Origin of the sequence: Rhodococcus wratislaviensis (genome assembly GCF_041228765.1) — a bacterium.
GTDB lineage: Bacteria > Actinomycetota > Actinomycetes > Mycobacteriales > Mycobacteriaceae > Rhodococcus_F > Rhodococcus_F wratislaviensis.
Genome location: NZ_CP150488.1, coordinates 2,040,072 through 2,065,868, shown reverse-complemented (window position 1 = coordinate 2,065,868; position 25,797 = coordinate 2,040,072). Strand labels below are relative to the sequence as shown.

The following is a 25,797-nucleotide window of genomic DNA, read 5'->3' as shown; positions in this document are numbered from 1 at the left end:
ACTCTCCTCGTGTTCAGTGGAAGTAGGCCACGACCGCGTCCGCGACGCAGGCGGGCTTGTCGGAGCCCTCGATTTGGAAGGTCTGACGGATCGTGAACCTGTATCCGCCGTCGATCGGCCGCGCATCCTGCAGTCGCGCCGTCATGCGGATCCGGGAGCCGACCCGGACAGGATTCAGGAACCGCACCGAATCGAAGCCGTAGTTGAGGCCAAGCGAGTGCCCGTTCATCTCGAAGATTTCGTAGAGGAACTTCGGCCCGAGCGACAGGGTGAACATCCCGTGGGCGATCGTGCCGCCGAATCCGGCCTCCCGGCCCCGCTCGGGATCGAGGTGGATTCGCTCGAAGTCCTCGGTGTCGTGCGCGAACGCCGTGATGCGGTCCTGGGTCACGTCGTGCCAGTCCGTCGTGCCGAGGTCGGTGCCGACCCTCGCTGTCAACTCGTCGATACCGTTCAGCTTCAGCATTCCCGCATGCAACCACAGAATTCCCCACGATCAATGGAGTCGTCCTCACCCGCACTGGAGAAATCAACAGTGCGGCGCGACGACCTCCTGGCCGCGGATCCCGTCGCTCCCTAGCGTCCGAGACATCGGATCCCGAATCGGAGGACGCCCCATGGACTGGACCATTCCCGACGACGTGCAGCAGTTCGTCACCGACCTCGACGCGTTCATCGACCGTGAGATCGTGCCGCTCGAGGCCAAGCACCCGCAGTTCTTCGATCACCGCCGCGAGTACGCGCGCACGGACTGGGAGCGGGACGGGTTTCCGAAGCAGGAATGGCGCGAGTTGCTGCTCGAGGCACGGCGTCGATCCGATGCCGCCGGCTTCTTCCGGTTTCCACTGCCGCGGGCGCTCGGCGGGAACGACGGCAGCAACCTCGCGATGGCCGTCGTCCGCGAACACCTTCTCACCCGGGGTTCGGGCCTGCACTTCCCCCATTCCGACGAGGCGTCGGTGGTCGCGAACCTGCCGCTCGCCCTCGTACTCCACGAATACGGCACCGCGGAACAGCGGGAGCAGTACCTCGAACCGCTGATCCGCGGCGACATCGAGATCGCGTTCGGACTCACCGAGCCGGGGCACGGCAGCGACGCGACGTATCTGGAGACGACGGCCCGGCGCGACGGCGAAGACTGGGTGATCACCGGGGCGAAGCGCTTCAACAGCCTGGTCGACTGTTCCGAGGTCGACCTTGTGTTCGCACGCACGTCGGGGCAGGCGGGCACGGCGGACGGGATTACCGCGTTCCTCGTGCCGACGGACGCCCCCGGCTTCTCGGTGCCGTTCAACCACTGGACGTTCAACATGCCCAGCGACCATTCGGAGGTCCATCTCGACGACGTGCGGGTGCCCGCGGGAGCCGTGGTCGGCGAGGTCGGCCGCGGACTCGACTGCGCCCAACTGTTCGTTCACGAGAACCGCATCCGGCAGGCGTCGTCTTCGCTCGGCGCCGCGCAGTACTGCATAGACGAGAGCGTGCGGTACGCGCAGGAACGGGTCGTCTTCGGCAAGCCCCTGCACGAGCACCAGGGCATCCAATGGCAGCTGGTGGAATTACAGACCGACGCGGAACTGATCCGCAACACGATCTACAAGACCGCCGCGATGATGGACGAGCTCGGGAAGACGGCCGTCACCGACAAGGTCGCGATGGTGAATCTGCGCAGCAACCAGCTCGCGTGCCGGGCCGCCGACCGCGCGATCCAGATCCACGGCGGCGTCGGATACACCCGCCACAAGCAGTTCGAACACATCTACCGCCACCACCGCCGCTACCGCATCACGGAAGGTACGGACGAGCTCCAACTTCGTCGCATCGCGAGCAGGATGTTCGACTTCGGGTCTCGGCGGGGAGCGACTGTGGGAACCGCTTGAGGCAGTTTGGTCTGTCCTTTGCATTTGGCCTGTCCATATGCTCTCATGCTGTGACGAGCGCCACTCAGGTGGCTCGCCCGCACCCCAAGTACACGGTCCGACCCTCGACATCGATCGACAGGAGCTCCCATGAGCACAGCGTCCACGCGGCATCTGAACCGCTGGTGGTACGTCGTCACAGGCTTTGTGACACTGCTGTTCGGCACGACCGCCGTCAACGTGTTGTTCAACATTCTGGGTAAGCCCATGACCGCAGAATTCGGCTGGGAACGAAGCGTCATCAGCAACGGCCTGTCCATCGAAACGGTGCTGGTGGGCATCAGCATCGTCATTCTGGGTTTCCTCATCGACCGGTACGGGCCCAAGATCCCGTCGGTTCCGATGTCACTGGCGTTCGGCATCGGCCTGATGCTGATGTCCGCGCTGCCGAACAATCAACTCGTCTTCTACCTGCTCTGTGTCGTGATCGGCGCCGGAGCGGGCGCCGTGAACCCGGTGGCGCACTCGACCGTGGTGAGTGCGTGGTTCCAGGACCGTCGCGGCATGGCGCTGGGCATCCTCATGGCCGGCCTCGGCTCGTGCGGAGTACTCATGCCGTATCTGGCCAACTGGATGCTCGGCATCGGCGGATGGCGGATGGCGTTCCTGGTCATCGGAGCCCTGTGCACGGTCATCCCGGCCGCGGTCTACGCCTTCGTCACCCGCATGCCCGCCGAACACGAGGCCGAGCGCGTGGCCGCGCGTCTACAGGGCCGGATGGCCGGGGAATCGCTGCTCACCATCGCGAGGAAGTACCGGCAGTTCTGGCTGCTGTCCGTCGCCATCTTCTTCGTGTCGTCGGCGACGTTCGGCCTGATGTCCCAGGTCGTGCCCATGACCACGGACAAGGGCATCAGCCAGGGCACCGCCGTCTCCATTCTGTCGGTGCTGAGCCTGGCGTCGATCGGAGCACGACTGCTGGTCGGCTACCTGCTGGACCGGTTCTATGCCCCCGTCATCGGCTCGATCATCTTCGCCCTGTGTGGGGTCGGGGTCTTCCTCATGATCACGTCGTCGCAGACGGGCGTACTGTTCGCCGGCGCCGCCCTGATCGGTCTGGGTCTGGGTTCCGAAGGCGACCTCGCCGCCTACATGGTGAGCCGGTACTTCCCCAAGCACTCGTACGGCCGGGTGCTGGGATTCATCTACTTCCTGTACGCGCAGGGGTCGGCGTTCGGCATCTTCCTGCTCGGACAGGTTTACGGCGCCACCGGCTCCTACAGTGCCGGCGCGCTTCCGATCATCGTCCTGGTCGGCGTCGCCATCGCGTGCCTGCTGATGATGGGTTCCTACCGCTTCACGCTGGACCATCGCGAAATCGGCGCCGACAATGTGACCGTAGAACAGAAGGAGCACGTATGACCGACGGATTTCACGACGCCCTGGTGACGCACACCGCCGAGGACATGCCGGAGAAGTTCTTCGACCGGTTCATGTTCAATCTCCACCCGGACGGAGCCGCTGCACCGTCGGTGATCCTCGGCGCCGGCGTCTATCCGCCGCGGAACGTCGTGGACGGCTTCGTCGTCCTGACCACGGAGTCCGAACAGCGCAATCTCCGCTTCTCCACCGAACACTCCGACACCGACGGCGCCTCCGTCGGACCGTTGACGTGGGAAACCGTGGAGGACAACAAAATCTGGCGAATTCAGCTGGGTGAGAACAAGACCGGGCTCGAACTGGATCTGCTCTGGCGCGCACGGGCGCCGTACTGGCTCGGATCGGTGGACGTGAAGAACACGGACGGCAACGTCACCGCGTTCGATCACCTCTTCCAGCCCGGTCGCTACGAAGGCACTCTCACCCTCGACGGAACCACTACGGACGTCGGGGGGTGGTACGGCCTGCGGGACCGCTCCCGCGGCGTGCGCACGATGTCCGGGGGCCAGGGCCTGCACATCTGGTACCAGGCCCAGTTCCCGGACCGCACGTTCGGATTCCTGCTCGTCGAGGACCGCGTGGGCGGACGGATCCTGTTGGAGGGCGCCGTCATGCACGACGACGGCCGACTCGACGACATCGCCGACGTCCGGCACGACCTGGTGTTCACCTCGGGCAACGACCTCGCTTCCGGCACGGTGGAGATCGTGACAGCCTCCGGAGCCACCTACCGCGTCGACGCGGACGCCTCGGCCGGCGGGGGCTTCATGGCAGGCGGCGGCTACGGCGGGCACCACGGCAAGGTCCGCGGCCGCGACCACGAGGAGTTCGACGTCTACCCGTTGGACGGGACGGTGGGGCCGAAGACTCTCGACTCGGCCCTGACCGACCGGTGCTGCACGTTCGACTGGGACGGGCAGACCGGGTACGGGATCTTCGAGTTCGCGCTGTCGCGGTCGTCGTCCTACGCGTACCGCGCCAGCATCGCGACGTAGTCCGATGCGTATCACTGCCCCTGCACCCGCCGACAGTGCAGGGGCAGTGCACTATTCGCGGAAGGCGTCCAGGCCCTCGCTCGCCATCCGCACCATGTGGTCGGCCAGCCCGGCCGTGCGAGTCACCTTGGCCGGCCAGTATGCGATGGAGAAGATCATGCCCAGGCAGGACTGGGTGGCCACGGACACTTCCGCCGGTGACGCGGCGGGGATCGACCGCGCCACCGCAGCCTCCCAGCTCTGGACGTACTGCTTGCGCCGGCGATTGATCGCCTTCCGCCACGGATCGACCAGCGACCGGTCTTCACGCTGGCTGACATTCACGAGATGCCGGTGCCGGGCTGCGAACAGGGCGTGGTGCCGGATCATCCGCTGGAGATCGAGATCCGCGTCGTCGTGGACGGGTTCGGTGGCGCCGATCAACTCGTCCATCGCCTCGTCGAACAGGGTGGCCAGGATCTCGTCCTTGCCGGAGAAATGGCGGTAGATGGCGGGACCGCTCAGTCCGGCACGGGACCCCAGTTCGTCGACACTAGTACCGTGAAAGCCTTTTTCGTAGAACAGCTCTGCGGCAGTGTCGAGGATCTTCCGGTTCCGGTCCACCGCGCCATTCTAGCACCGGTTGTGAACGATCGTTATAGTGGATCGATGACGATACCAGGCGGAATCCCCTCCTACCTCCAGGTGGTCGCACTGCCCCGCGAGTGCGGGCCGGTGCTCGTTCCGTCCGCCTACGAGGACGAGAACGGCCACATGAACATCCGCCACTACTTCGACCTCGAGGCGCAGGCGATCGCGGAGGTGTTCGACCGGATGGGCATCACCGACGACTACCGCGCCACCCGCGGCCAGGGGTTCTTCACCGCGGAGCACCACATCCGCTACTACGCGGAGGTCCACGTCGGCGACCGGGTGTCGGTGCACGCGCGGATCGTCGCACGCTCCGACAAGGTGGTGCACGCGATGGCCTTCCTCGTGGACGACACCACCGAGCGCCTCGCCAGCACCCTCGAGGTCACCGCCACCCACGTCGACCTCACCAGCCGCCGGGTCGTGCCCTTCGCCGACGACGTCGCCGAAGCGGTCGATCGGGAACTCGCCCGCACCGACGTCGACTGGCCCTCACCCGTCTGCGGTGCGATGGGCATCCGCGCCCGGGCCTGAGCGGATTCCGTCCGCCCCGGGCAGACGCGCACCTTCTCGGTTCCCGCACTCGCTGCAGGGGCCGACAGGGGGTGCGTGAGCGCAAATGTAGTGCGTCTACCTCGATCACGTTCGTAGATAGTCGAATTCAGCGCTCGAGTACTTCCCGACGACTCGAGGCCACCTGCGCCTCGTCGCACGGGCTCCAGACGAGCCGGTTCCGAGCCGAATCCATTTTGCAGAGAAGTGCGAAATCCATCGCCGCAGGTACAGGCGTTTTTCAGTCGCCCCCTTGAAAACGCTCGTTATCAGCGCTACCTTCGTCATAAGGTAAGACCAAAAGAATTTCGCGGACCGGCTCTCGTTCCGCGTGCAACAGGAAAGGACCAGTAGGTCGATGAGTGACTTCACGGATGTGACGTACGAGGTCGAGAACGGACTCGCCTGGATCACGATCAACCGGCCCGACCGGTACAACGCGTTCCGCGCGAAGACCGTCGACGAGTTGGTGAAGTCGTTCAAGAAGGCGTGGGGCAGCTCCGAGGTCGGGGCGATCGCGCTCACCGGTGCCGGCGAGAAGGCGTTCTGCTCGGGTGGCGACCAGAAGCAGCGCATGGAGACGGGCGACTACGGTCCATCCGACAGCGGCTTGTTCGAGGTCGAGGCGCTGCACCGGGTGATCCGGGACGTGCCCAAGCCCGTGATCGCCGCGGTGAACGGTGTCGCGGTCGGCGGCGGACACGTGCTGCACCTGCTGTGCGACCTGTCGATCGCCGCAGAGCACGCCATCTTCGGGCAGAACGGACCGCGCGTCGGGTCGTTCGACGCCGGACTCGGCACCGGGTACCTCGCCCGGGCGATCGGCGAGAAGCGGGCGCGTGAGATCTGGTTCCTCTGCCGGCGCTACAGCGCCGAGCAGGCCCTCGACTGGGGCCTGGTCAACAAGGTGGTGCCCGGTGACCAGTTGCGGGCGGAGGTCCGGGCGTGGGCGGACGAGATCCTGCAGCTGTCGCCGACGGCGCTGAAGGTGCTCAAGCAGTCCCTCAACGCCGACACCGAGCACTTCATCGCGCAGGGCAACATGGCGTACTCCACGCTCAAGCTGTTCGGTGAGTCGGCCGAGGCCATCGAGGGCATCAGTGCGTTCAACGAGAAGCGCAAGCCCGACTTCTCCAAGTTCCGCGGGGCCTGACCCATGACTTCCGGACGGCGGGGCTGTCTTTCGCCTCGCCGTCCGGCAACTCACTTCCCAGGACCCGTCACAGAGAGCAGTAGGCCACATGCGTTTCACCCGAGAGCAACGAGAGTTCGCGGTCGCCGTCCGCGAGTTCTGCGACGCCGAATGCAAGACCCTCCAGCAACGTGACTTGCTCACCGAGGGCGGAACATTGGCAAACAGCCCGATCATCCTCGACAAGTTCGCCGGCCTCGGCTGGCTGGGAGTCTCGCTGCCGGAAGAATACGGTGGCGGGGGCGGAGGAATGGTCGAGGAATGCATCTTCCTCGAAGAGTCCTCCCGGGGGCTCGCCCCCATCACCGCCTACTCCACCGGCCTCACCGCCGCCCAGACCTATCTGCGCTACGGCACCGAGGAACAGAAGCGCACGATCGTCGGAAACATGGCGTCCGGCAAGCTCGAGGCGATCGCCCTCAGCGAGCCCGGTGCGGGTTCCGACCTCGGTGGTGTCCGAATCAAAGCAGACCTGCTGGACGACCACTACGTCATCAACGGGCAGAAGACGTGGATCTCCGCAGCCCACATCGCCGAGCACATCCTCCTCCTGGCCCGGACCGAAACGTCCGGCAACAAGCACCAGGGCCTGACCCTGTTCATGGTGCCGACCGACACGCCCGGCCTCCAGATACACGAGATCAAGACCATGGAAGCCCGGACCTGCAACGACCTCTACTTCACCGACGTCGCGGTCCCGGTGAGCGCTGTCGTCGGCACACCGAACCAGGCGTGGCGCCATCTGATGCGCGGACTGAGCGTCGAACGGCTCATCATCGCGACGATGGCGCTCGGCGGCGCCCAGCGTTCGCTCGACGACCTGATCGCCTTCGTCACCGAGCGCGAGCAGTTCGGCCACAAGATCAGCAGCTTCCAGGCCATCCGGCATCGGATCGCGGATCTCGCCACGGAGATCGCCTTCGCGAAGTCCTTCGTGTACGAGGTGGCCGAGCGGATCGACGCCGGCGAGGAAGACAACCTCAACCGCGAGGGCTCGATGGCCAAGCTGAAATGCACCGAGATCGCGAAGAAGACCGCGCTCGAGGCGATGCAGATGATGGGTGGTTACGGCTACACCCGCGAATACGGCATGGAGGAACAGGTCCGCCGCTCCCTGGCGCCGCCGATCTATGGCGGTACCAACGAGATTCAGCGCGAGATCATCAGCAAGAGCCTGGGCCTGTAGCCCTCGTTCCCGACCATTAGGACCAGCGCATGACCACTTCCCCCTTCGCGTCCGACGCCCTCGCGGGCAAGCGCGTGCTCATCACCGGCGGCGGCACCGGGCTCGGTCGCGGCGTCGCCCGGCACCTCGTCGACCACGGCGCCGAAGTACACCTGTGGGGCCGCCGGCCCGCCGTCCTCGAAGAGGCCGCCGCGGAGGCATCCGTCTCCAGGCCGGGCTCGGTGCACTGGCAGACCGTCGACGTCCGCAACGCCGACCTCGTGTCGTCCGCGATGGACGAGATCTGGGCGCTGCACGGCCCCCTGACCGGCGTGATCAACAACGCCGCCGCGAACTTCATCGCCCCCACCGAATCGCTCAGCCCGCGCGCCTTCGAGGCCGTCACCTCCACGGTGATGAACGGGTCGTTCAATACCACCCACGCCGCGGGCCGTCGCTGGATCGAGGGCGGCACCAAGGGCGTCGTCCTGTCGACGCTCACCACCTGGGTGTGGAGCGGTTCTGCGTTCGTCGTCCCGTCCGCGATGGCGAAGGCCGCCGTGCACTCGATGACGATGTCGCTCGCCGTCGAATGGGCCCGCTACGGCATCCGCCTCAACGCACTCGCCCCCGGACCGATCCCGACGGACTACGCGTGGGAGATGCTCAACCCGACCGAGAAGAGTGCCGTCGGCGCCACCCAGGCCGACCAGGTGCCGATGGGCCGGATGGGCACCATGGAGGAACTCGCCAACCTCACCATCTTCCTGCTGTCGGACGCCTGCGACTACCTCACCGGCCAAACCATCGCGATGGACGGCGGCCAGATGCTCGCCGGCCCCGGCACTTTCGCCGGACTGACGTCGATGAGCAGCGAAGACTGGGCCGCCGCCCGGGAAAAGAGCAAGGCCGCCAGCGAAGCCGCGAAGGCCCAGCGCGGGGTCTGACCCACACCCGTACGAGGAAGGCCTGCCGACGAGACTCGCGTCCGTCGGCGGGCCTTCTCCTGTCTGTCCAGGAGGGACATGACCATCGAGGACGTCACCGCACTCCCGTTCGTCGCGACCGGTGTCGAAGCACTGTTCCGAGTAACACCCGTGACCGGCGACGCCACCCACGGCAAGTCCACGATGACGACCGGACCGTGGATGGCCGATGAGCGCGGACTGCCGTGCCGCGGCGCACTCGGTGTGCTGATGGACGACGTGACGGGATATCCGATCACCGCCCGCGCCCCGGCCGGGCACTGGTCCGTCACGACGGACCTTCACCTCGACTTCTCCCGCAACCCTGCACTCGACGGTTCGGTCCTGCGGGCAGAGAGCCAAGTCGTCACCGAAGATCCCGACGGGGGGCTGGCAACCAGCCGGGTCGTCGACGAGTCCGGACGGGTCGTTGCGCTCGCAAGCGCCCGCCTCCGATTCGTCGCCGCCGACATGCCAACGGGTTCGGTGCCCGACCACGTCGCTCCAGCCCGAATGAACGCGACCTCGATCATCGAACTGCTCGGTGCGCACCACCGAAGGGACAACGCCGCTGCCGGCCTCGAACTCGAACCGTCGGAGTCGCTCCGCAATCCGCTGGGCAACGTCCACGGCGGGGTCCTGCTGTGCGCCTCCGAGCTCGCCGGCCACTCCGCGGTGACACCACATGCCGAATTCCAGACGACGTCCATCGCCATGGCGTTCGTACGGCCCTGCCCGGGCACCGAGCCGATCACCTTCGCACCCAGAATGATCTACCGCGGCCGTACCTTCGCCGTAGTTCAGGTAGTCGGACGCAATCCATCCGGAAAGACCTGCACCACAGCGACGGTCACGTGTCATCGCATGTGACCGGCCGCTGCGCCGGCGATCAGGCGCCGGTGCCACTCATCGCACGCGATTCGTGCTCGAGGACCTTCCCGGTCGTGTTCCGCGGGAGTAGGTCGACGATGCGCAGTTCGAGCGGCAACTTGTACCGGGCCAGTGCGGCACCGGCGAACTCTCGCAGCTCCTCCAACTCCAGTCGCGCGCCCGGCACGGGGACGACAACCGCCACCACCCGTTCTCCCCAGCGATCGTTGGGGGCGCCGATCACCGCGACCTCGGCAATGCCCGGATGGCCGTACAGCACGCTCTCGACCTCTGCGGGGTAGAAGTTCTCGCCACCACTGATGATCATGTCCTCTGATCATGTCCTCGAGCCGGCCCGCCATGTTGTAGTAGCCGTCATCGTCCTGATAGGCGACGTCACCGGTGCGCAACCAGCCATCCGGGCCAAGTGCGGCGGCAGTTTCCTCGGCCATGTTCCAGTATCCCGGGGTCACGGTGTCGCCGCGCACGCAGAGTTCTCCGCGCGCACCGGGCGTCGTCACCACGTCGCCGTCGGCGTCGATCAGACGGGCCTCGTTCAGCATGCCGGCGGTGCCGCAGGGACCCCAGCTTGTCGAGCGCGCGATCGGTGCCCCGGAACGTCGCTCCGGTCGCCGCCTCGGTGAGACCCCAGCACTGGCTGACGGGAATGCCCCGTGCCCCATACAGCCGCAACATCGGTTCCGGGACAGGCGCTGCACCCGCGACGATGATACGGACGCTGGACAAGTCGGCGGTGTCGAAACGCTCGCGTTTTGCTCGTGAACATCATGGCCGGCACCATGAACAGCGACGTCACCTGATATCGCTCGATGTCGTCGAGCAGTGTCCCCGCGTAGAGTGGCGCCGACGTGAGCGCGGCATGTTCGGCGTTGTAGTTCACCGCCAGCATCCAGTTGACGTTGCTGGCCCACAGGTTTCGGTGTGTCAGTATCGCGCCCTTCGGCCTTCCCGTGGTTCCGGAGGTGTACAGGATCGGGGCGGGCGAATCTGCGTCGAGGCGACTTCGCCCACATGGCAGGGCCGCTGCGCCGGCAGGTCGTCGATTCCTTCCCAGCCGTCCCTGCCTGAGACAGCCTTGACGCAGAGGTCAGACCACGGACTGTGTCAGCCCCGCCGCGCGGTGGGCGGCGTCGAGGAAGGCACGCACGAGTGCCCCGTCGCGGTAGTACTGATCGCCGACTCCGGCGACGGCGCGGCGGCGCCCGTACTCGTACAGCACCGCCAGCTTCCACAGGGCCAGTGCCGTGTACCAGTTCAGGTTCGACAGGTCGGCGCCGGTGGCGGCCGCGTATCGCTGGGCGAGTTCGTCGCGGGTCGGGTAGCCGTCCTCGAGCACCGCGACGCCTAGGTCCTCGGTGGGTGTGTGCTCCTCCCCTTCGACGGGATACGACGCGAGAAAGTACCCCAGATCGAAGAGCGGGTCACCGATCGTCGCGAGCTCCCAGTCCAGCACTGCGGCAATACGTCCCGGTGAGTCAGGGGCGAGAATAACGTTGCCGATGCGGTAGTCGTTGTGGATGATCGCCGCACCGGATTCGGCGGGCACGTTGGCGCCGAGCCACGCGTCGATGTCCGCGAACTCCGGCGGCGGCGTCCCGTCCTCGGCCGCCACCAATTTGCCCATGCGTCGCAGGTGACGCGCGTTGAATCCCTCCGGACGACCCAGATCACCCAGCCCGGCAGCCTGCCAGTCCACCGCATGCAGTGCCGCGAGGGTGTCGATCAACGCCTCACCGATGCGACGGCGGTCCGCGGGCGCGCTCAACGCCGGCGGTGTCTCGGTGGTGACCACCGGACCGGCGACGTAGTCCATCACGTAGAACGGGACATCGAGTACGTCACCGGTCTGCCCGACGGCGAGTACGTCCGCCACCGGCACACCACTGCCCGCAAGGCCCCCGACGAGGCGCGCCTCCCGCAGCATGTCGTGGGCGCCCGGCGGAACCGGCGGAGGCGGGGGACGGCGGACGATCACCTGACGGACCCCGTCGGACACCAGGAACGTCAAGTTCGAATGCCCGTCGCCGATCCGGGAAGTCGTGAGCGTGCCATCGGTGATGCCCCGATCGCGCAGGAACGACTCCAGCGCACCGAGCGTGTCGGGCGTCCAGTCCCAGGTCATTCGCTCGCCTCCATCCGTGTTCTCATTCGTTGATACCTATCGGCCTGTGAAGCGCGGTTCCCGCTTCTCCTTGAACGCCGCGAGCGCCTCCGGCATGTCTGCGCAGCGGGTGAGCAGCGCCTGTCCTCGGTTCTCCAACTCCAGGGCCGCGGAGTAGGACGTGACTTCCTGGTTCCGCTGCAGAGCCCGCTTCGACATCCGGACGCCGCCCGGGGAGTTCGAGGCAATGGCCTCGGCCACCGCGACGGCCTCGTCGAACAGGTCCTCGCTCGGCACAACTCGGTTGGCCAACCCGATTCGGGCAGCTTCCTCGGCGCCGACGAAGCGTGCCGTGTACGCAATTTCCGCCGCCCGGCCCGGCCCGACGAGCCGGGTGAGCTTCCACGACGTGCCCAGTTCGCCGACGGACAGGCCGACTTTGACGAACGCCGCGTTGAACTTCGCCGTCGGCGCTACGAGGCGGATGTCGGCGGCGAGCGCGAGAGCCATCCCGCCTCCCGCCGCGGCACCGTGAATCGCCGCGATTACGGGGAACGGCAGGTGGTACAGCGCCGCCAATCCGCCGGTCGCGGTCTCCTGGAACCGCAGGAACTCGCGCACACCCATTTCGGTGATGACGTGGATCTCGTCCAGATCGAACCCCGCACAGAACACCCGGTCGCCCGCGCCACGGATGATCAACGCCCGGGCGTCCGTGTCACGCAACGCGTACGCGGCGGTGTTGAACTCCTCGAACATCTTCACGGTCATCGAGTTCATCCGGTCCGGCCGGTCGATCGTGAGGACGGCGATCTTGCCCTCGATCACCTCGAGGGTGAGGGTCTCCAGCTGGGGCGGCGTGTAGTTGCTCAGCACCGCTGTATTCTCCCGCGTTTCCGTCTGCGTCATGCCGGTCACCGCCCCGTGAACTTCGGGTTGCGCTTTTCCTTGAAGGCGGCCAGGGCTTCGGGCATGTCCTCGCCGCGGGTGAGCAGCGCCTGACCGCGGTTCTCCAGTTCGAGCGCCGCCGCGTACGACGACACCTCCATGTTCGCGTGGAGCGCGCGCTTCGACAGCTGCACTCCGGCAGGAGAATTCGCACAGATCAGGCAGGCCATCGCGAGAGCCTCGTCGAGCAGCGACTCGGCCGGAACGACCGCGTTCAGCAGTCCGAGGGACTCGGCCTCGACGGCCTCGATGAAGCGGCCGGTGTAGGCGAACTCCGCTGCCCGCGCGGGACCGATGAGCCGGGGCAGGTGCCAGGACGCGCCCAGGTCGCCGGCCGAGAGACCGATCCGCACGAACGCCGCGTTGAAGCGCGCCGCCGGCGAACCGATCCGGATGTCGGCGGCGAGGGACAGGGACAGCCCACCGCCGGCGGCCGCACCGTTGACCGCCGCGATCACCGGGACGCGGATACTGCGGATCGCCGCGAGTGCCCGCGCCGCCAGTTCTTGCTGGTCGAGCATGCCCATCGGCGTCAGTGACGACAGCCCCTCGGCGTCGTCGAGGTCGAATCCCCCGCAGAACGCCTTACCGGCGCCGGTGAGGATCACGACCCGCAGGTCGTGCTCGTGATCCAGCTGCAGCGCAACCTTCTCCAGTTCGACGAACATGGTGTTCGTCATCGAGTTCATCCGTTCGGGGCGATTCAACGTCACGACGGCGATGCCGGGTTCCGGCCGCTCGAGCGTGAACGTCTCCCATGTGGTGGGCTCGGTCACGAGTTCACTCCTTCTCAAGTTCGGCGATCCCAGGTGATCGCCGTCAGTGTGTGGTCCGGGCGTCTCGCGCCCGGCAGGTCAGGTCGCTGCGGCGGCCTCGCGCACGGCACCCGAGCGCAGCCAGTCGGCGACGCGGCCCGAGGCGATCCCCCAGTCGGTCAGGATTTCGGTGGTGTGTTCGCCCGGCGCCGGCGGACGGCGGTCCACCGCGGCAGCCGTGCGACTGAATCGCGGCGCGGGCGCGGGCTGAACGAGCCCGTCGACCTCGACGAACGTGCCGCGCGCGACGTTGTGCGGGTGCGCCGGCGCCTCGTCGACGTCGAGGACGGGCGCGATGCAGGGCGTCAGTCCCTCGGCGGCGTCGAGCCAGTCGGCGAGAGTGCGACCTCGCACGGCGTCGGCGAAGATCTTCTTCATCTGCGGCCACTGCGATCGGTCGTTCTGGTCCGGGAGGTCGTCGGGCAGGTCCAGCAGCGCGACGAGGTCGGCGTAGAAGTGCGGTTCCAGGGCACCGACGGCCAGCCATTTGCCGTCCGCGGTCTCGTAGGCGTCGTAATAGGGCGCGCCGCTGTCGACGAGGTTGGTGCCGCGCTCACCGTTCCACACCCCGGTCTGCGCGAACCCGAAGAACGGTGTCGCGAGGAGTGCGGCACCCTCGACCATCGAGGCATCGATCACCTGTCCGAGCCCTGAACGTTGTTTCTCGAAGATAGCGGACACGATGCCGAGGGCGAGAAGCATTCCCCCGCCACCGAAGTCGCCGATCAGGCTGAGCGGCGGGGTCGGCGGCTGGCCTTGGCGTCCGATCATGGACAGGGTGCCACTGAGCGCTACGTAGTTGATGTCGTGTCCGACGTGCTGGGCGAGCGGTCCGTCCTGCCCGAAACCGGTCATACGACCGTAGATCAGCCCGGGGCTCCGTGCGGCGCAGTCGTCCGGTCCGATGCCCAGTCGCTCGGCAACTCCGGGACGGAAGCCCTCGATCAGGACGTCGGCGTCCTCGACGAGCGACAACACCACCTCTGCACCCTCCGGGTGTTTGAGGTCGACGGCGAGTGAGCGACGGCCCCGGTGCAGCAGTTCCGTGCGGAAGTCGGCGTTCGGGCCGACCAACCCGGCACCGACGGCGCGGTCCACGCGAATCACGTCGGCGCCGAGATCTGCAAGGAGCATGGCGCAGAACGGCCCGGGGCCGATCGAACCGATCTCCACCACCTTCAGTCCCGACAGCGGTCCGGTGAACGAGCGTTTCACGCTGCCCTGCGCCATCTACCCGCCTCCCGTCACTCTTTGGTCCGATAATAATACCTTGGAACCGTTCAAGGTGGAATCCCCGGACGGTCGCTTTCGAGCGTATGCACTGACGACCAGCACGACCGACAGCAGAACCACCGCTCCCCCGACCACCAGCGCGGGAGTGACGGGCTCGGACAGCACGACCGATCCGAGCGCCACAGCCACCAGCGGATTCACATACGTATGGGTGGCAACCAGCGGCAGTGGCGCGTGGTGCAGTAGCCACGCGTATGCGGTGAACCCGACGATCGAGCCGAACACCACGAGGTAGCCGAACGCACCCCATGCCCGGGGTCCGATGGCACCGTCCAGGCGTTCTCCCGTCGCGACCGAGGCGAACGCCATCGCCGCGCCCGCCGCCAGAAGCTGATACATCGCACTGACATACACGTCGTGGGGCAGCCAGATCCGCGGCTTGATCCACGACCCGAACGACCACGAGAGACTGGACAGCACGATGACGGCCACACCCACGAGCGGGAGTCCGGACCGGTCACCACCGTGCGGCAGCACCAGGATTGCCAGACCGATCAGCCCCACACCGACGCCGGCCAGCTCCAGAACCTGCGGTCGGTCGCCGGACAGGGCGCGATAGATGCAGATCCACAGCGGCACCATCGCGACGAGAAGTGCCGTCACCCCGGAGGGCACTCCGTGCAGCTGGCCCACCGAGGTCAGGCCGTTGCCGCAGGCGAGCAACAGCACACCCAGGAGCGCGGCACCCGCCGTTTCCCGCCCGGTGAGGCGCAGCCGCCGCCAGCCGCCGCGACAGGCCAGGAAGGCGGCCATCAACGCGGCGGCGAGCAAGAACCGTGCGCCCATCGAGCCGAGCGGCGGAACCTCTTCGATCACCAGGCGGATCGCGAGGTAGATCGACCCCCAGATCACGTAGACGAGGAAGAGGGCGAGCGCGATCGCACCCCTTCCGGCACGCCCGGACGACACGACGCTCAGGAGAAGCGCGGAGCGCGCTTCTCGAGGAAGGCGGTGATGCCCTCCTTCGCCTCTCCGTTCTCGAACAGATCCTGCTCCTGGGCGACCTCGAACGCGAAGCCCTCCTCGAGCGGTGTATCGAACGACGCGTCGACCGTGCGGATGACGGCGCGCTGCGCGGGCAACGACATCGTGCACAACTCGGCCGCGAGGGCCAGCGCGGCGTCCGTGGCGGTGCCCGCGTCGACGAGTCGGTCGATCAGACCGATCGCGTGCGCCTCGGGGGCGAGGACCTGACGGGCAGTCAGCATGATGTCCAGGGCGCGGCCGCGCCCCACGAGACGCGGAAGTCGCTGCGTTCCACCGGCTCCGGGAATCAGACCCAGCTTCACCTCGGGCAGCCCGAACTTCGCGTCCGCGCCGCCGACCCGCAGGGTGCAGGCCATGGCGAGTTCGAGGCCACCGCCCAGCGCGAGGCCGTCCACCGCGGCGATCGAGATGCGGTCGGCCGAGGCGAGCCGGTCGAGTGCCCCACGGAGTCGATCACCGTACGCGGTGAAGGACTCGGCGTCCACGGACGACATGTGCTTGATGTCGGCGCCGGCCGCGAAGAAGCCCGGAATGTCCGAGCGGACGACGATCACCTTCACCGAGCCGTCGGCATCGGCTGCGTCGAGTGCGGCGTTCAGGCCGTCGATGATCGGCAGCCCGAGGGCGTTCGCCGGCCGTCGCTGCAACGTGATCGTCATGACGCCGGCGTCGACGTCGCTCCACGCGACTGCGGGCGTTGCGGTTTCCGACATGCACACCATCCTTCTCGGTCCAGTCCCAGGTGAGTGGCAATGTGTGCCCAGGGACGCATTGCCACTCACGTGGGGTATTGACCCAACCATACTAATTGTCGGACCGAAATGGAAGGTCAGGGTCGGCGCGGAAACTTCTCGAACTCGGGGCGCCGCTTCGCCTTGTACGCCTCCCGGCCCTCCTTCGCCTCGTCCGTCGAGTAGAAGAGCAGATTCGCATCGTGGGCGAGCTGCTGGATCCCGGCCATGCCGTCCTCTGCAGCGTTGAAACTGGCCTTCATCAGCCGCAGCGCGAACGGCGAGAGCTCGAGCATCTCGCGGCACCACTGCACGGTTTCCAGCTCCAGGTCGGCGAGCGGGACGACGGTGTTGACCAGCCCCATCTCACGCGCCTGCTCGGCGTCGTACTGGCGGCACAGGAACCAGATCTCCTTGGCCTTCTTCACCCCGACCAGTTCGGCGAGCAACCCCGCGCCGTAGCCGCCGTCGAACGAACCGACCTTCGGCCCGACCTGACCGAACCGGGCGTTGTCCGCGGCGATGGACAGATCGCAGACCAGGTGCAGGATGTGCCCGCCGCCGATCGCGTAGCCGGCGACCATCGCCACGACCGGCTTCGGCAGGCGCCGGATCTGGATCTGCAGATCGGTGACGTGGAACCGGCCGACACTGCCCGCCTTGCCCGGCTCGGTGAGGTAGCCCGTGTCGCCGCGCACCCGCTGATCGCCACCCGAACAGAACGCGTCGGGCCCCTCTCCCGTCAGCACGATGACACCGACCGAGGAGTCCTCGCGGGCATCGACGAGAGCTTCGGAGATCTCCATCAACGTCTGCGGACGGAACGCGTTGCGCACCTCCGGCCGGCAGATCGTGATCTTCGCGATTCCGTCACCACTGTGCTCGTACCGGATGTCCTCGAACTCACCCACCGGGGCCCAGGACACGAAATCCGTTGTATCACCGTTGTTCGTCATGCCCCGATCATAGGCACATCTGTAAACGATCGTTACCGTCCGACCCCCGCGAATGCCGGACGCGCGGCCGGATGACTCCAGCCGCGCGTTCGGGAAAGCCTGGAGTCAGGACATCGTCAGACCGCCGCTGACCGACAGGGTCTGGCCGGTGACGAATTCGGCCGCGTCGGACGCGAAGAACGCCACCGCGGCACCGATGTCCTCAGCCTTGCCGAGCCGCTTCATCGGCACGGCGCGGGTCATGCCGCCGATCACCTTGTCCGCCTCCTGGCCCGAGCTGTCCGCGAACTTGCGGAGCGCAGGAGTGTCGGTCGGGCCGGGGCACACCGTGTTCGCGGTGACGCCCTTGGTCGCGACCTCACGGGCGAGGGTCTTGGTGAAGGCGATGATGCCGCCCTTCGCACCTGAGTAGACGGCCTCGAGGGACGAGCCGACCCGGCCGGCGTCGGAACCGATGTTGATGACCCGGCCGAAGCCGCGCTCGACCATGCCCGGGACGGTTGCCTGGATCACGCGCAGCTGGCCCTTGAAGTTGATGTCGAGGATCCGGTCCCAGAACGCCTCGTCGGTCTTCAGGAACGGCATGAAGTCGTCCCAGCCTGCGTTGTTCACGACGATCTCGACCGGGCCGAACTGCTCGGCGACCTGCTTCACCGCGGCCTGCACCGACGCGGTGTCGGTCACGTCGACGGGGACGGCGATCGCCTGGCCGCCGGCGTCGCGGATGCCGGCGGCGGTCTCCTCTGCGACCTCCAGGTTGAGGTCGGCGACCGCGACGCGGAAGCCCGCGGCCCCGAGGGCGTCGGAGATGCCCTTGCCGATGCCCTGCGCACCGCCGGTCACGAATGCAACTCGATTACTCATGTTCTTCTCCGTCTGTGTCTTTCGTGGATTGATGGTAAGCCGACTTCAGCGCAGGCTCGATGCCCATTCGATGGGACCCGCGACGATCGAGTGACTGGTGAGCTTGCGGCCCAGCACCGTCTGGGCTTCGCGCGCCGCCTCGATGACCCGGGGAAGGTCGAGACCCGTCTCGACGCCCATCTCGTGGAACATGCTCACCAGGTCCTCGGTGGCGATGTTGCCCGTCGAGCCCGCCGGAACCGGGCAGCCGCCCAGCTCACCGAAGCTCGATTCGAAACTCGCGCAGCCCGCTTCGAGCGCCGCGTAGGCGTTGGCGAGGCCCTGGCCGCGGGTGTTGTGGAAGTGGGCGGTCACCTCGACACCCGGCAGCCGGTCGAGTGCCGCGGCGAAGAACTCCGACGCATACGCAGGGTTGCACATGCCCGTGGTGTCGCCGAAACCGATCTCGGTGGCACCGGCCTCGGCGAAGCGCTCCGCCAGATCCAGCACGCGGGTCAGGTCGACCTTGCCCTCGAACGGGCATCCGAACGACGTCGCGATCACCGCGGCGCAGTCGAGCCCCTCGGCGACGATCCGCTTGGCCATGACGTCGTTGTCGGCCATCGTCTCGTCGACGGTGCGATTGACGTTCTTCTTGTTGTGGGTCTCCGACGCGCTGACGAAGATCGCGACCTCGTGGAACTTGTCGCGCACCTTCAGTGCGTTGTCGAGCCCCTTGCTGTTGGGGACGAGCACCATCAGCTTCGTCTCGTCCGGAACGTCGATGCGCGACAGCACCTCGACCCCGTCCGCGAGCTGCGGGATCACGTCGGGCCGCACGAAACTGGCCACCTCGATCCGGGTGAACCCCGCCCGCCCCAGGGCATTGATCAACCGCACCTTGTCGTCGGTCGGAATGTGCTCCGGCTCGTTCTGGAAGCCGTCACGGGGACCGACCTCCCGGATCTGGACCCGCTGGGGACGCGTCATGGCGTCGACTCCTTTCCCCTCACTCCGCTGCGGATGCAAGGTCGTATTCCTCGAGATCGAATTCCAGGGTGGCGCGGTGCTCGGGTGCCGCGACCGCGATCATGCGGCGGGCGCGTTCACCGAGAGAACATCCGCGCAGTGCCGCGACACCGTGCTCGGTGACCACGAAGTCGACGTCGGCGCGGGCGGTGGTGACCGCGCCGTACTGCAGGGCGGTCTTGATCGTCGACTCCCCGCGAGAATCCGCGCGCATCGCGATGATCGAGCGGCCGCCGGTCATCGCCGCGGCCCGCGAGAAGTCCACCTGACCCCCGACGGCACCCGCGTAGGTGGTGTTGCGCATTTCCGCACCGACCTGCCCGGTCAGGTCGACCTCGATGGCCGAGTTGATCGACACGAACGAGCGAAGCTGTGAGAGCACGTGCGGCGCATGGGTGTAGCTCGCCGGGCGGAACGCCACCGGAAGTCCGGGCAGCCGGTCGTACAGCGCCGCGGTCCCGAGCGCGGCGCCCGTGATGTGCAGGCCCGGATCGATCTCCTTCCGCGCCCCGGTCAGCACGCCGCGGTCGATCAGCCGCAGTGCCGCGTCGGAGATCATGCCGGAGTGCAGCCCGAGGTCCTTGTGCCCCTCGAGAGCGGTGAGGACGGCCGACGGCAGTGTTCCGACGCCGATCTGGATCGTGTCGCCGTCCGCCACGAGATCGGCGACATTCCGCGCGATAGCCGACTCCGCCGCCGCGGGTGCGCGGTCCGGCGCCTCGAGCAACGGCCGGTCCGTCTCGACCACCGCCGCGAAGCGCGACAGCGGAATTCGCGGTGCGCCGAGCGTGACGGGCATCCGCCGGTTGATCTCGGCGATGAGGACCGGTGTGTGGTCGAGGGCGTCCGCGATGTAGTCGACACCGACGCCGAGCGAGCAGTTCCCGGCGGAGTCCGGCGGCGACACCTGCACGAAACCGACGTCGCACGGCAGCCGTCGTTCGGCGAACAGCCGCGGCAGCGCCCCGTAATGGCAGGGCACGACCTCGAGGCGGGCGAGACGGCGAAGCTCGCCGAGGCCACCGTAGGAGACGACGGAGAGCTCGTCGGGCAGTTCGCTCGTCAACCGCCGATCCCAGGTGAGTCCCACGAACGCGCGGACCGGGCCGATCGACGAGACCTGGTCGAGCAGCGCGTGGACGAGCGGGGTCGGTTCCGCGCTCGTCTGGCTCCACCAGATCCCGTCGCCGGGCCGGATGTGCGGTGTCAGGTCGATCATCAGTCGATCCGCTGGATCAGGGTCGCCGTTCCCAGGCCGCCGCCGCAGCACATGGTCACCAGGCCGATTTCGGCGTCCCGCCGCTCGAGCTCGGCGACGATCGTCGCGATGAGACGGGCCCCGGTCGCGCCGACCGGGTGGCCGAGCGCGATCGCACCGCCGTTGACGTTGACCCGGTCCATGTCGGGCTTCAGTTCCCGCTCCCAGGCCAGGACGACCGAGCTGAACGCCTCGTTGACCTCGAAGAGATCGATGTCGTTCATGCTCATCCCGTTGCGGTCGAGCAACTTCCGGGTGGCCGGGATCGGCCCGGTCAGCATGATGATCGGGTCCACCCCGACCGTGGTCTGGTCGAGGATCCGGGCCCTGGCCCGCAGTCCGTGGGTATCGGCCGCCTCGCGGGAGGCGAGCAGTACACCGGCCGCCCCGTCCGAGATCGGCGACGAACTGCCCGCGGTGATGCGGCCGTTCTCCCGGAACACCGTCTTCAGCCCGGCCAGGCTGTCGAGGCTTGTGCCGGGGCGGACGGTCTGGTCGCTGGAGCGGGTCTCGCCGGCGAGATCGAGGGGGATCATCTCCGCGTCGAAACGACCCGCTTCGATGGCGTCGCTCGCCAGACGGTGGGAGCGTACGGCGAACTCGTCCATTTCCTGCCGCGAGATCTCCCACCGGTCGGCGATGAGTTCGGCGCTCTCGCCCTGGTTCACGAAGTCGTACCGGTCGCGCAGTGCTTCCGGCCACGGGTCCCCGTACAGTTCGGAGATCTTGGCCGGTGAGTTCATCGGCACGTGGCCCATGTGCTCGACACCGCCGGCGAGGACGACGTCGTGGGTGCCGGAACCGACGAGGGCGGCGCCCATCTCGACCGCGGTCTGTGCGGACCCGCAGCGCCGGTCCAGGACCACGGCCGGAACCTCCGGCGGGTAGCCCGCCTGCAGCCAGGCGTTGCGGCCGATGTTGCGGGACTGCTCGCCGAACGGTGCGGTGCAGCCGATCACGAGGTCTTCGACGACGGCCGGGTCGAGGCCGCTGCGGCGGATCAGGTCGGTGTACACCGCGCCGAGCATGTCGTTGGGGTGGGTGTCGCGGAACCAGCCGCGGTCGGGGTGCGACTTGCCCATCGGGGTGCGGGCGGCTTCCGCGATGACGACCTCGCGCGCGGAACGCTGGAAGGGGTTGCGCTTGTCGGCCATCAGATCACCGTTCCTCCGTCGACGGGCAGTACCTGGCCCGTGATGTACGCAGCGCCGTCGGACGCGAAGAACACGAAGCTCGCGGAAATCTCGTCCGGTTCCGCCCAGCGGCCCAACGGGATCCGCGCGAGCGTCTTGGCGGCGAGCTTCTCGTTGCTGCGGATGTTCTCCGTCATCTTGGTCGCGGCGAGCGGGGCGAGCGCGTTGACCGTCACCTGCTTCTTGGCGAGCTCACGCGCCAGCGACTTCGTGAGACCGATGATGCCCGCCTTCGCGGCACCGTAGTTGGCCTGCCCGATGGTGCCCACCAGGCCGGCCGCGGACGTCACGTTGATGATGCGCCCACTGCCGTCGGTGGGCAGGTACGGGAGAACGGCCTTGCTGCACACGAAGCTGCCGACGAGGTGGATGTCGACGATGCGGCGGAAGTCGTCCTCTTCGAGGTTCGGGAACATCGCGGGAGCGATGGCACCGGCGTTGTTGACCAGGATGTTGAGTGTGCCGTCATTCAGCGCGGCGGCCTGTTCCGCCGCCGCTGCGGCCGCCTCGCCGTCGCGGACGTCGAGGGCCGCGGACTTCGCCGAACCGCCGGCCGCGGTGATCTCCGCGGCCACGGCGGCTGCGGCGTCGCCGTCGACGTCGGTGACGAGCACGGCCGCACCCGCGCGGGCGTAGGCATGCGCCACCGAGGCGCCGATGCCGCTGCCGGCACCGGTGACGAGTGCGGACTTTCCGGTGAGTTCGAACATCAGTAGCTCCTGGGGAGGCCGAGGACGTGCTCGCCGAGGTAGTTGAGGACCATCTCCTGGCTGAGCGGGGCTATCTTGGTCAGGCGGGCTTCGCGGAAGTACCGGGCCACGTGGTACTCCTCCGAGTAGCCCATCCCGCCGTGGGTCTGCAGGGCACGGTCGGCGGCCTGGAAACCGGCGTCGGCGCAGAGGTACTTGGCCATGTTGGCCTCGCGGGCGCAGGGCTTTCCGTTGTCGTAGAGCCACGTCGCCTTGCGCAGGACGAGTTCCGCGGCGTCGAGTCGTGCGAGCGAATCCGCGAGCGGGAACTGCAGGCCCTGATTCATGCCGATGGGCCTGCCGAACACCTCACGCTCGTTGGCGTACTGGACGCCCCGGCGCAACGCGGCCCGGCCGATGCCGAGGGCCTCCGACGCGACGAGCATGCGCTCCGGGTTGAGGCCGTCGAGAATGTATTTGAAGCCCTTGCCTTCCTCACCCACCCGGTCCTCGACCGGGATCTCGAGGCCGTCGATGAACAACTCGTTCGACGTGACCGCGTTGCGCCCCATCTTCTTGATCGGGCGGATGTCGACCTTCGAGCGGTCCAGGTCGGTGAGGAACAGCGTCAGACCGTCGGTCTTCTTCTTCGCATCTTCGAACTTCGTTGTGCGGGTGAGGAGAAGGATCTTCTCCGACTCCATCGCCTTCGAGATCCAGACCTTGCGGCCGTTGACGATGTACTTGTCGCCCTCGCGCCGCGCGAAGGTGGTGATCTTGGTGGTGTCCAAACCGGCGCCGGGCTCGGTGACGCCGAAGCAGACGTGCAGATCGCCGTCGACGATCCGCGGAAGGGTGCGCTGCTTGAGCTCCTCCGAGCCGTGCACGATCACCGGGTGCATCCCGAAGATCGACAGGTGCATCGAGCTCGCGCCGTTCATGCCCGCGCCGGAGGCGGCCACTTCCTCGAGCAGGATCGAGGCCTCGGTGATGCCCATCCCGTGCCCGCCGTACGCCTCCGGCGTGGTGATGCCGAGCCAGCCGCCCTTGGCGAACGCGTCGTAGAACTCGGTGGGGAACTCGTGTTCGCTGTCCTTCTCCACCCAGTACTGCTCGTCGAACTTGCCGGCGAGCTCTCGCACCGCATCTCGGATCGTCGCCTGATCCTCGGTCAGATCAAAGTCCACAGCACGTCCCGTCGTCGTTGGTTCCGTTTGGACTTAAATTACTAAAGGACAGACCAAAAAGTCAACGGCCGATCATCCAGCGGCCGGCAACAGGGGCAAATCCCGTGCGACGCGCTCGTTCCACACGCCCGGGCCGCCGAACAACTTCTTGTTCAACTTGGCGCGCTTGTAGTAGAGGTGCAGATCGTGTTCCCACGTGTAGCCGATCGCGCCGTGCATCACGAGAGCACTGTCGGCCGCCTGCACCGCATTGCGGGGCACCTGAGCCTTGGCGACGGCAGCATGAATCGCACGGTCGTCCAGACCGAGATCGACCGACGCCGCGGCGTAGTACGCAATGGACCGTCCCGCCTCGACGGACACGAGAATGCCTGCCGCAGCGTGCTTCACGGCCTGGAACGACCCGATCGCGACACCGAACTGCTGCCGCTGCTTGCTGTAGTCCACGGCGAGATGCAGCATGCGGCCCATCGCCCCGAGCGAGTCCGCGGCCACGAGCACGGCCGCCCGCAGTCCGGCGTCCTCGAGAGCGGTCTCGGCCTCGATGTCGAGACGCCGCCCGGTGACGCCCTCGAACCGGACATTCGCGGCCGCGCGGGACGGGTCGAGGAAGCGGTGCTGTTCGACCGTGACACCCGGGTCGTCGACGCGTACGAGGTACAGGGCCGCGGTGCCGTCCGGGCCGGTCGCCGGGACAACCAGCAGTTTCGCCCGTTCGGCGCCGAGCACCGTGGCGACGCGGCCGGTCAGTGCGCCGCCCTCGTCGGCGCGGACCGAATCGGCGAGGCCGAACGGACGCGTCGCGTCGACGGCCACGGCCGCGAAACCACCCCCTGCCAGCACGTCGGCGGCGACGTCGGCGGGCAGCAGGGGCGCCGCGATGACGGACGCGGTCCAGGCGCTCGACGGTGCGGCGTACCGGGCCAATGCCTCTGCGGTCAGCGCCAGTTCGAGCAGACCACCGCCCTGACCACCGATGTCTTCGCCGAGGCCGGCGGAGAACCAGCCTTCCTCGACGAATTTCTGCTCGAATTCGGCAGGATCTCCCGATTCACCCCACTTGCGGACATTCGCCGGAGCGGCGAACCGCCCGAGCCAGCCGTCCAGGGCTTCGGTGAACATTTCCTGCTCTTCTGACAGTTCCCAGCGCATAGAACTGGTCCTCTCGATGAGACGAAGAATAGGCTGCAAGACGAATGCAGCGAGAACCCAATGGTATATTAGGTCTGACCGTTAGACCAGAGAGGGCGGGGAGCCATGCCACCAGCCGTGCCGAACACCACCCGGAACGGGCGTTCCTCCATCCAGTTGACCCCGATGGAGGTACCGAAGGCGTCGGACGTCCTCGCGAACGAACTGCGCGAGCGCATCCTCAGCGGGGACTACGTCGAAGGCACACCGCTGCCACCGGAACGCGAACTCGTCGTCCAGACGAAGATGAGCCGCACCACGGTCCGCGAGGCCCTGCGCATCCTCGAGGTGCAGGGACTGGTGCGTATCAAGGCGGGCCGGGCCGGGGGCGCCTTCGTGCAGCGCCCGGGTGAGCAATCCATGGCCGACACGGTGGCCCTGCTCATCCGCGGTCGCCAGATCCGTCTCGCCGCTCTGCTCGAGACCCGCGAGGCGATCGAGCCGTTCTGCGCGCAACTCGCCGCCCGCCATCGCACCGACGAGGATCTCGCGCGACTCGACGCCGCCAACGACGATATCGCCGGTGCAGGCGACAGCCTCGACGACTTCCTTCAGGCCAACATCGACTGGCACGTCGCCGTCGCGAGCGCCAGCCACAACGAGTTGCTGTCGGGTCTGATGATCTCGCTGTCGCGGGCCATCTACGCCGCCACCGAAAACGAAGGCTTCATCGACGACAAGGTCCGCGAGATCACCGTCAAGGCGCACCGCTCCGTCACCAAGGCCATCCGCGACAAGGACGCCGACGCCGCCGTGCGTCGCATGAGCCGGCACGTCCACTCGTATGCCGAGTCGATCAAGGACTTCGAGAAGCGCACCGACATCCCACTCGACGAGTAGCTTTCACATTTTCCGTTTCGACGAAGAAGGGGCCCACACCGTGCGGT

General features: G+C 67.2%; 27 protein-coding genes and 1 pseudogene. 9 read left to right on the top strand and 19 right to left on the bottom strand.

Annotated elements, in window-relative coordinates:
• Positions 1-13: 13 nt before the first annotated feature.
• The gene (locus WKC72_RS09255; RefSeq protein WP_009475514.1) at positions 14-466 is read right to left on the bottom strand and encodes a MaoC family dehydratase; all 453 of its coding nucleotides are present in this window, start codon (positions 464-466) and stop codon (positions 14-16) included.
• Between the two features lie 151 nt (positions 467-617).
• Between WKC72_RS09255 and WKC72_RS09250 the strand changes: the two genes are divergently transcribed.
• The 3 genes from WKC72_RS09250 to WKC72_RS09240 all read left to right on the top strand — a co-directional run bounded on the left by WKC72_RS09250 (position 618) and on the right by WKC72_RS09240 (position 4,294).
• Positions 618-1,880: an acyl-CoA dehydrogenase family protein gene (locus tag WKC72_RS09250; protein ID WP_128641224.1), complete on the top strand. Its 1,263-nt coding sequence runs from the start codon at positions 618-620 to the stop codon at positions 1,878-1,880.
• A gap of 129 nt (positions 1,881-2,009) precedes the next feature.
• Complete coding sequence (locus WKC72_RS09245; RefSeq protein WP_009475516.1) at positions 2,010-3,281, top strand: MFS transporter; 1,272 nt, start codon at positions 2,010-2,012, stop codon at positions 3,279-3,281.
• On the top strand, positions 3,278-4,294 hold the full coding sequence (locus WKC72_RS09240) for a hypothetical protein (protein ID WP_370182375.1): 1,017 nt from the start codon (positions 3,278-3,280) through the stop codon (positions 4,292-4,294). The genes WKC72_RS09245 and WKC72_RS09240 overlap by 4 nt, the downstream gene beginning before the upstream one ends.
• A 51-nt stretch (positions 4,295-4,345) precedes the next feature.
• Here WKC72_RS09240 and WKC72_RS09235 read toward each other — a convergent pair whose 3' ends face one another.
• Positions 4,346-4,897, bottom strand: a complete 552-nt coding sequence (locus tag WKC72_RS09235) for a TetR/AcrR family transcriptional regulator (protein ID WP_037231263.1) — start codon at positions 4,895-4,897, stop codon at positions 4,346-4,348.
• A gap of 45 nt (positions 4,898-4,942) precedes the next feature.
• On the opposite strand from WKC72_RS09235, the gene WKC72_RS09230 reads away from it, so the two are divergent.
• From WKC72_RS09230 to WKC72_RS09210, 5 genes are all read left to right on the top strand, one after another.
• Positions 4,943-5,458, top strand: a complete 516-nt coding sequence (locus WKC72_RS09230) for a thioesterase family protein (protein ID WP_128641222.1) — start codon at positions 4,943-4,945, stop codon at positions 5,456-5,458.
• Positions 5,459-5,834: 376 nt separating this feature from the next.
• Entirely contained in the window at positions 5,835-6,629 is a 795-nt protein-coding gene (locus WKC72_RS09225; RefSeq protein ID WP_112300222.1) for an enoyl-CoA hydratase-related protein, read from the top strand.
• A gap of 88 nt (positions 6,630-6,717) precedes the next feature.
• Entirely contained in the window at positions 6,718-7,854 is a 1,137-nt protein-coding gene (locus tag WKC72_RS09220; protein WP_370182374.1) for an acyl-CoA dehydrogenase family protein, read from the top strand.
• A gap of 29 nt (positions 7,855-7,883) precedes the next feature.
• Positions 7,884-8,780: an SDR family oxidoreductase gene (locus WKC72_RS09215; protein ID WP_009475533.1), complete on the top strand. Its 897-nt coding sequence runs from the start codon at positions 7,884-7,886 to the stop codon at positions 8,778-8,780.
• A 78-nt stretch (positions 8,781-8,858) separates the two neighbouring features.
• On the top strand, positions 8,859-9,668 hold the full coding sequence (locus tag WKC72_RS09210; RefSeq protein WP_370182373.1) for a PaaI family thioesterase: 810 nt from the start codon (positions 8,859-8,861) through the stop codon (positions 9,666-9,668).
• Between the two features lie 19 nt (positions 9,669-9,687).
• Here WKC72_RS09210 and WKC72_RS09205 read toward each other — a convergent pair whose 3' ends face one another.
• The 17 genes and pseudogenes from WKC72_RS09205 to WKC72_RS09125 form a co-directional block, all read right to left on the bottom strand.
• Entirely contained in the window at positions 9,688-9,996 is a 309-nt protein-coding gene (locus WKC72_RS09205; protein ID WP_370182372.1) for a fatty-acid--CoA ligase, read from the bottom strand.
• Between the two features lie 68 nt (positions 9,997-10,064).
• The gene (locus tag WKC72_RS09200; RefSeq protein WP_370182370.1) at positions 10,065-10,415 is read right to left on the bottom strand and encodes a hypothetical protein; all 351 of its coding nucleotides are present in this window, start codon (positions 10,413-10,415) and stop codon (positions 10,065-10,067) included.
• 166 nt (positions 10,416-10,581) lie between these two features.
• Positions 10,582-10,659: pseudogene (locus WKC72_RS09195) on the bottom strand (AMP-binding protein); the annotation flags it as partial.
• 117 nt (positions 10,660-10,776) lie between these two features.
• Positions 10,777-11,811, bottom strand: a complete 1,035-nt coding sequence (locus WKC72_RS09190) for a phosphotransferase family protein (protein ID WP_370182369.1) — start codon at positions 11,809-11,811, stop codon at positions 10,777-10,779.
• Positions 11,812-11,847: 36 nt separating this feature from the next.
• Entirely contained in the window at positions 11,848-12,699 is an 852-nt protein-coding gene (locus WKC72_RS09185; RefSeq protein WP_370182367.1) for an enoyl-CoA hydratase/isomerase family protein, read from the bottom strand.
• A 5-nt stretch (positions 12,700-12,704) separates the two neighbouring features.
• Positions 12,705-13,514, bottom strand: a complete 810-nt coding sequence (locus WKC72_RS09180) for an enoyl-CoA hydratase/isomerase family protein (protein ID WP_370182366.1) — start codon at positions 13,512-13,514, stop codon at positions 12,705-12,707.
• Positions 13,515-13,592: 78 nt separating this feature from the next.
• Positions 13,593-14,783: a CaiB/BaiF CoA transferase family protein gene (locus WKC72_RS09175; RefSeq protein WP_370182365.1), complete on the bottom strand. Its 1,191-nt coding sequence runs from the start codon at positions 14,781-14,783 to the stop codon at positions 13,593-13,595.
• Positions 14,784-15,755, bottom strand: a complete 972-nt coding sequence (locus WKC72_RS09170) for an EamA family transporter (protein WP_370182364.1) — start codon at positions 15,753-15,755, stop codon at positions 14,784-14,786.
• Positions 15,756-15,760: 5 nt separating this feature from the next.
• The gene (locus WKC72_RS09165; protein ID WP_009475541.1) at positions 15,761-16,546 is read right to left on the bottom strand and encodes an enoyl-CoA hydratase-related protein; all 786 of its coding nucleotides are present in this window, start codon (positions 16,544-16,546) and stop codon (positions 15,761-15,763) included.
• Between the two features lie 116 nt (positions 16,547-16,662).
• Positions 16,663-17,520 (bottom strand): 1,4-dihydroxy-2-naphthoyl-CoA synthase, encoded by an 858-nt coding sequence (gene menB / locus WKC72_RS09160; RefSeq protein ID WP_370182363.1) that lies wholly within the window; start codon positions 17,518-17,520, stop codon positions 16,663-16,665.
• 105 nt (positions 17,521-17,625) lie between these two features.
• Positions 17,626-18,384: an SDR family NAD(P)-dependent oxidoreductase gene (locus WKC72_RS09155; RefSeq protein ID WP_128641208.1), complete on the bottom strand. Its 759-nt coding sequence runs from the start codon at positions 18,382-18,384 to the stop codon at positions 17,626-17,628.
• Positions 18,385-18,429: 45 nt separating this feature from the next.
• Complete coding sequence (locus WKC72_RS09150) at positions 18,430-19,353, bottom strand: hydroxymethylglutaryl-CoA lyase (RefSeq protein WP_009475544.1); 924 nt, start codon at positions 19,351-19,353, stop codon at positions 18,430-18,432.
• 19 nt (positions 19,354-19,372) lie between these two features.
• Positions 19,373-20,611 (bottom strand): acetyl-CoA hydrolase/transferase family protein, encoded by a 1,239-nt coding sequence (locus tag WKC72_RS09145; RefSeq protein ID WP_370182362.1) that lies wholly within the window; start codon positions 20,609-20,611, stop codon positions 19,373-19,375.
• The gene (locus WKC72_RS09140) at positions 20,611-21,804 is read right to left on the bottom strand and encodes a thiolase family protein (protein WP_012691751.1); all 1,194 of its coding nucleotides are present in this window, start codon (positions 21,802-21,804) and stop codon (positions 20,611-20,613) included. The genes WKC72_RS09145 and WKC72_RS09140 overlap by 1 nt, the downstream gene beginning before the upstream one ends.
• On the bottom strand, positions 21,804-22,553 hold the full coding sequence (locus WKC72_RS09135) for an SDR family NAD(P)-dependent oxidoreductase (RefSeq protein ID WP_012691750.1): 750 nt from the start codon (positions 22,551-22,553) through the stop codon (positions 21,804-21,806). The genes WKC72_RS09140 and WKC72_RS09135 overlap by 1 nt, the downstream gene beginning before the upstream one ends.
• Positions 22,553-23,719, bottom strand: a complete 1,167-nt coding sequence (locus WKC72_RS09130) for an acyl-CoA dehydrogenase family protein (protein ID WP_317569110.1) — start codon at positions 23,717-23,719, stop codon at positions 22,553-22,555. The genes WKC72_RS09135 and WKC72_RS09130 overlap by 1 nt, the downstream gene beginning before the upstream one ends.
• A 72-nt stretch (positions 23,720-23,791) precedes the next feature.
• Positions 23,792-24,871 (bottom strand): acyl-CoA dehydrogenase family protein, encoded by a 1,080-nt coding sequence (locus WKC72_RS09125; protein ID WP_370182361.1) that lies wholly within the window; start codon positions 24,869-24,871, stop codon positions 23,792-23,794.
• 117 nt (positions 24,872-24,988) lie between these two features.
• Here WKC72_RS09125 and WKC72_RS09120 point away from each other — a divergent pair, with 117 nt between their 5' ends.
• On the top strand, positions 24,989-25,750 hold the full coding sequence (locus WKC72_RS09120) for a FadR/GntR family transcriptional regulator (RefSeq protein ID WP_012691748.1): 762 nt from the start codon (positions 24,989-24,991) through the stop codon (positions 25,748-25,750).
• Positions 25,751-25,797: the final 47 nt, after the last annotated feature.

Bases quoted from the DNA above. Each gene is read 5' to 3' on its own strand.
- WKC72_RS09190 (WP_370182369.1), bottom strand. From the start codon at position 11,811: ATGACCTGGGACTGGACGCCCGACACGCTCGGTGCGCTGGAGTCGTTC.
- WKC72_RS09220 (WP_370182374.1), top strand. From the start codon at position 6,718: ATGCGTTTCACCCGAGAGCAACGAGAGTTCGCGGTCGCCGTCCGCGAG.
- WKC72_RS09150 (WP_009475544.1), bottom strand. From the start codon at position 19,353: ATGACGCGTCCCCAGCGGGTCCAGATCCGGGAGGTCGGTCCCCGTGAC.
- WKC72_RS09215 (WP_009475533.1), top strand. From the start codon at position 7,884: ATGACCACTTCCCCCTTCGCGTCCGACGCCCTCGCGGGCAAGCGCGTG.
- WKC72_RS09245 (WP_009475516.1), top strand. From the start codon at position 2,010: ATGAGCACAGCGTCCACGCGGCATCTGAACCGCTGGTGGTACGTCGTC.
- WKC72_RS09240 (WP_370182375.1), top strand. From the start codon at position 3,278: ATGACCGACGGATTTCACGACGCCCTGGTGACGCACACCGCCGAGGAC.
- WKC72_RS09140 (WP_012691751.1), bottom strand. From the start codon at position 21,804: ATGGCCGACAAGCGCAACCCCTTCCAGCGTTCCGCGCGCGAGGTCGTC.
- WKC72_RS09225 (WP_112300222.1), top strand. From the start codon at position 5,835: ATGAGTGACTTCACGGATGTGACGTACGAGGTCGAGAACGGACTCGCC.
- menB (WP_370182363.1), bottom strand. From the start codon at position 17,520: ATGACGAACAACGGTGATACAACGGATTTCGTGTCCTGGGCCCCGGTG.
- WKC72_RS09175 (WP_370182365.1), bottom strand. From the start codon at position 14,783: ATGGCGCAGGGCAGCGTGAAACGCTCGTTCACCGGACCGCTGTCGGGA.
- WKC72_RS09145 (WP_370182362.1), bottom strand. From the start codon at position 20,611: ATGATCGACCTGACACCGCACATCCGGCCCGGCGACGGGATCTGGTGG.
- WKC72_RS09255 (WP_009475514.1), bottom strand. From the start codon at position 466: ATGCTGAAGCTGAACGGTATCGACGAGTTGACAGCGAGGGTCGGCACC.
- WKC72_RS09125 (WP_370182361.1), bottom strand. From the start codon at position 24,871: ATGCGCTGGGAACTGTCAGAAGAGCAGGAAATGTTCACCGAAGCCCTG.
- WKC72_RS09165 (WP_009475541.1), bottom strand. From the start codon at position 16,546: ATGTCGGAAACCGCAACGCCCGCAGTCGCGTGGAGCGACGTCGACGCC.
- WKC72_RS09250 (WP_128641224.1), top strand. From the start codon at position 618: ATGGACTGGACCATTCCCGACGACGTGCAGCAGTTCGTCACCGACCTC.
- WKC72_RS09230 (WP_128641222.1), top strand. From the start codon at position 4,943: ATGACGATACCAGGCGGAATCCCCTCCTACCTCCAGGTGGTCGCACTG.
- WKC72_RS09210 (WP_370182373.1), top strand. From the start codon at position 8,859: ATGACCATCGAGGACGTCACCGCACTCCCGTTCGTCGCGACCGGTGTC.
- WKC72_RS09205 (WP_370182372.1), bottom strand. From the start codon at position 9,996: ATGATCATCAGTGGTGGCGAGAACTTCTACCCCGCAGAGGTCGAGAGC.
- WKC72_RS09155 (WP_128641208.1), bottom strand. From the start codon at position 18,384: ATGAGTAATCGAGTTGCATTCGTGACCGGCGGTGCGCAGGGCATCGGC.
- WKC72_RS09135 (WP_012691750.1), bottom strand. From the start codon at position 22,553: ATGTTCGAACTCACCGGAAAGTCCGCACTCGTCACCGGTGCCGGCAGC.
- WKC72_RS09185 (WP_370182367.1), bottom strand. From the start codon at position 12,699: ATGACGCAGACGGAAACGCGGGAGAATACAGCGGTGCTGAGCAACTAC.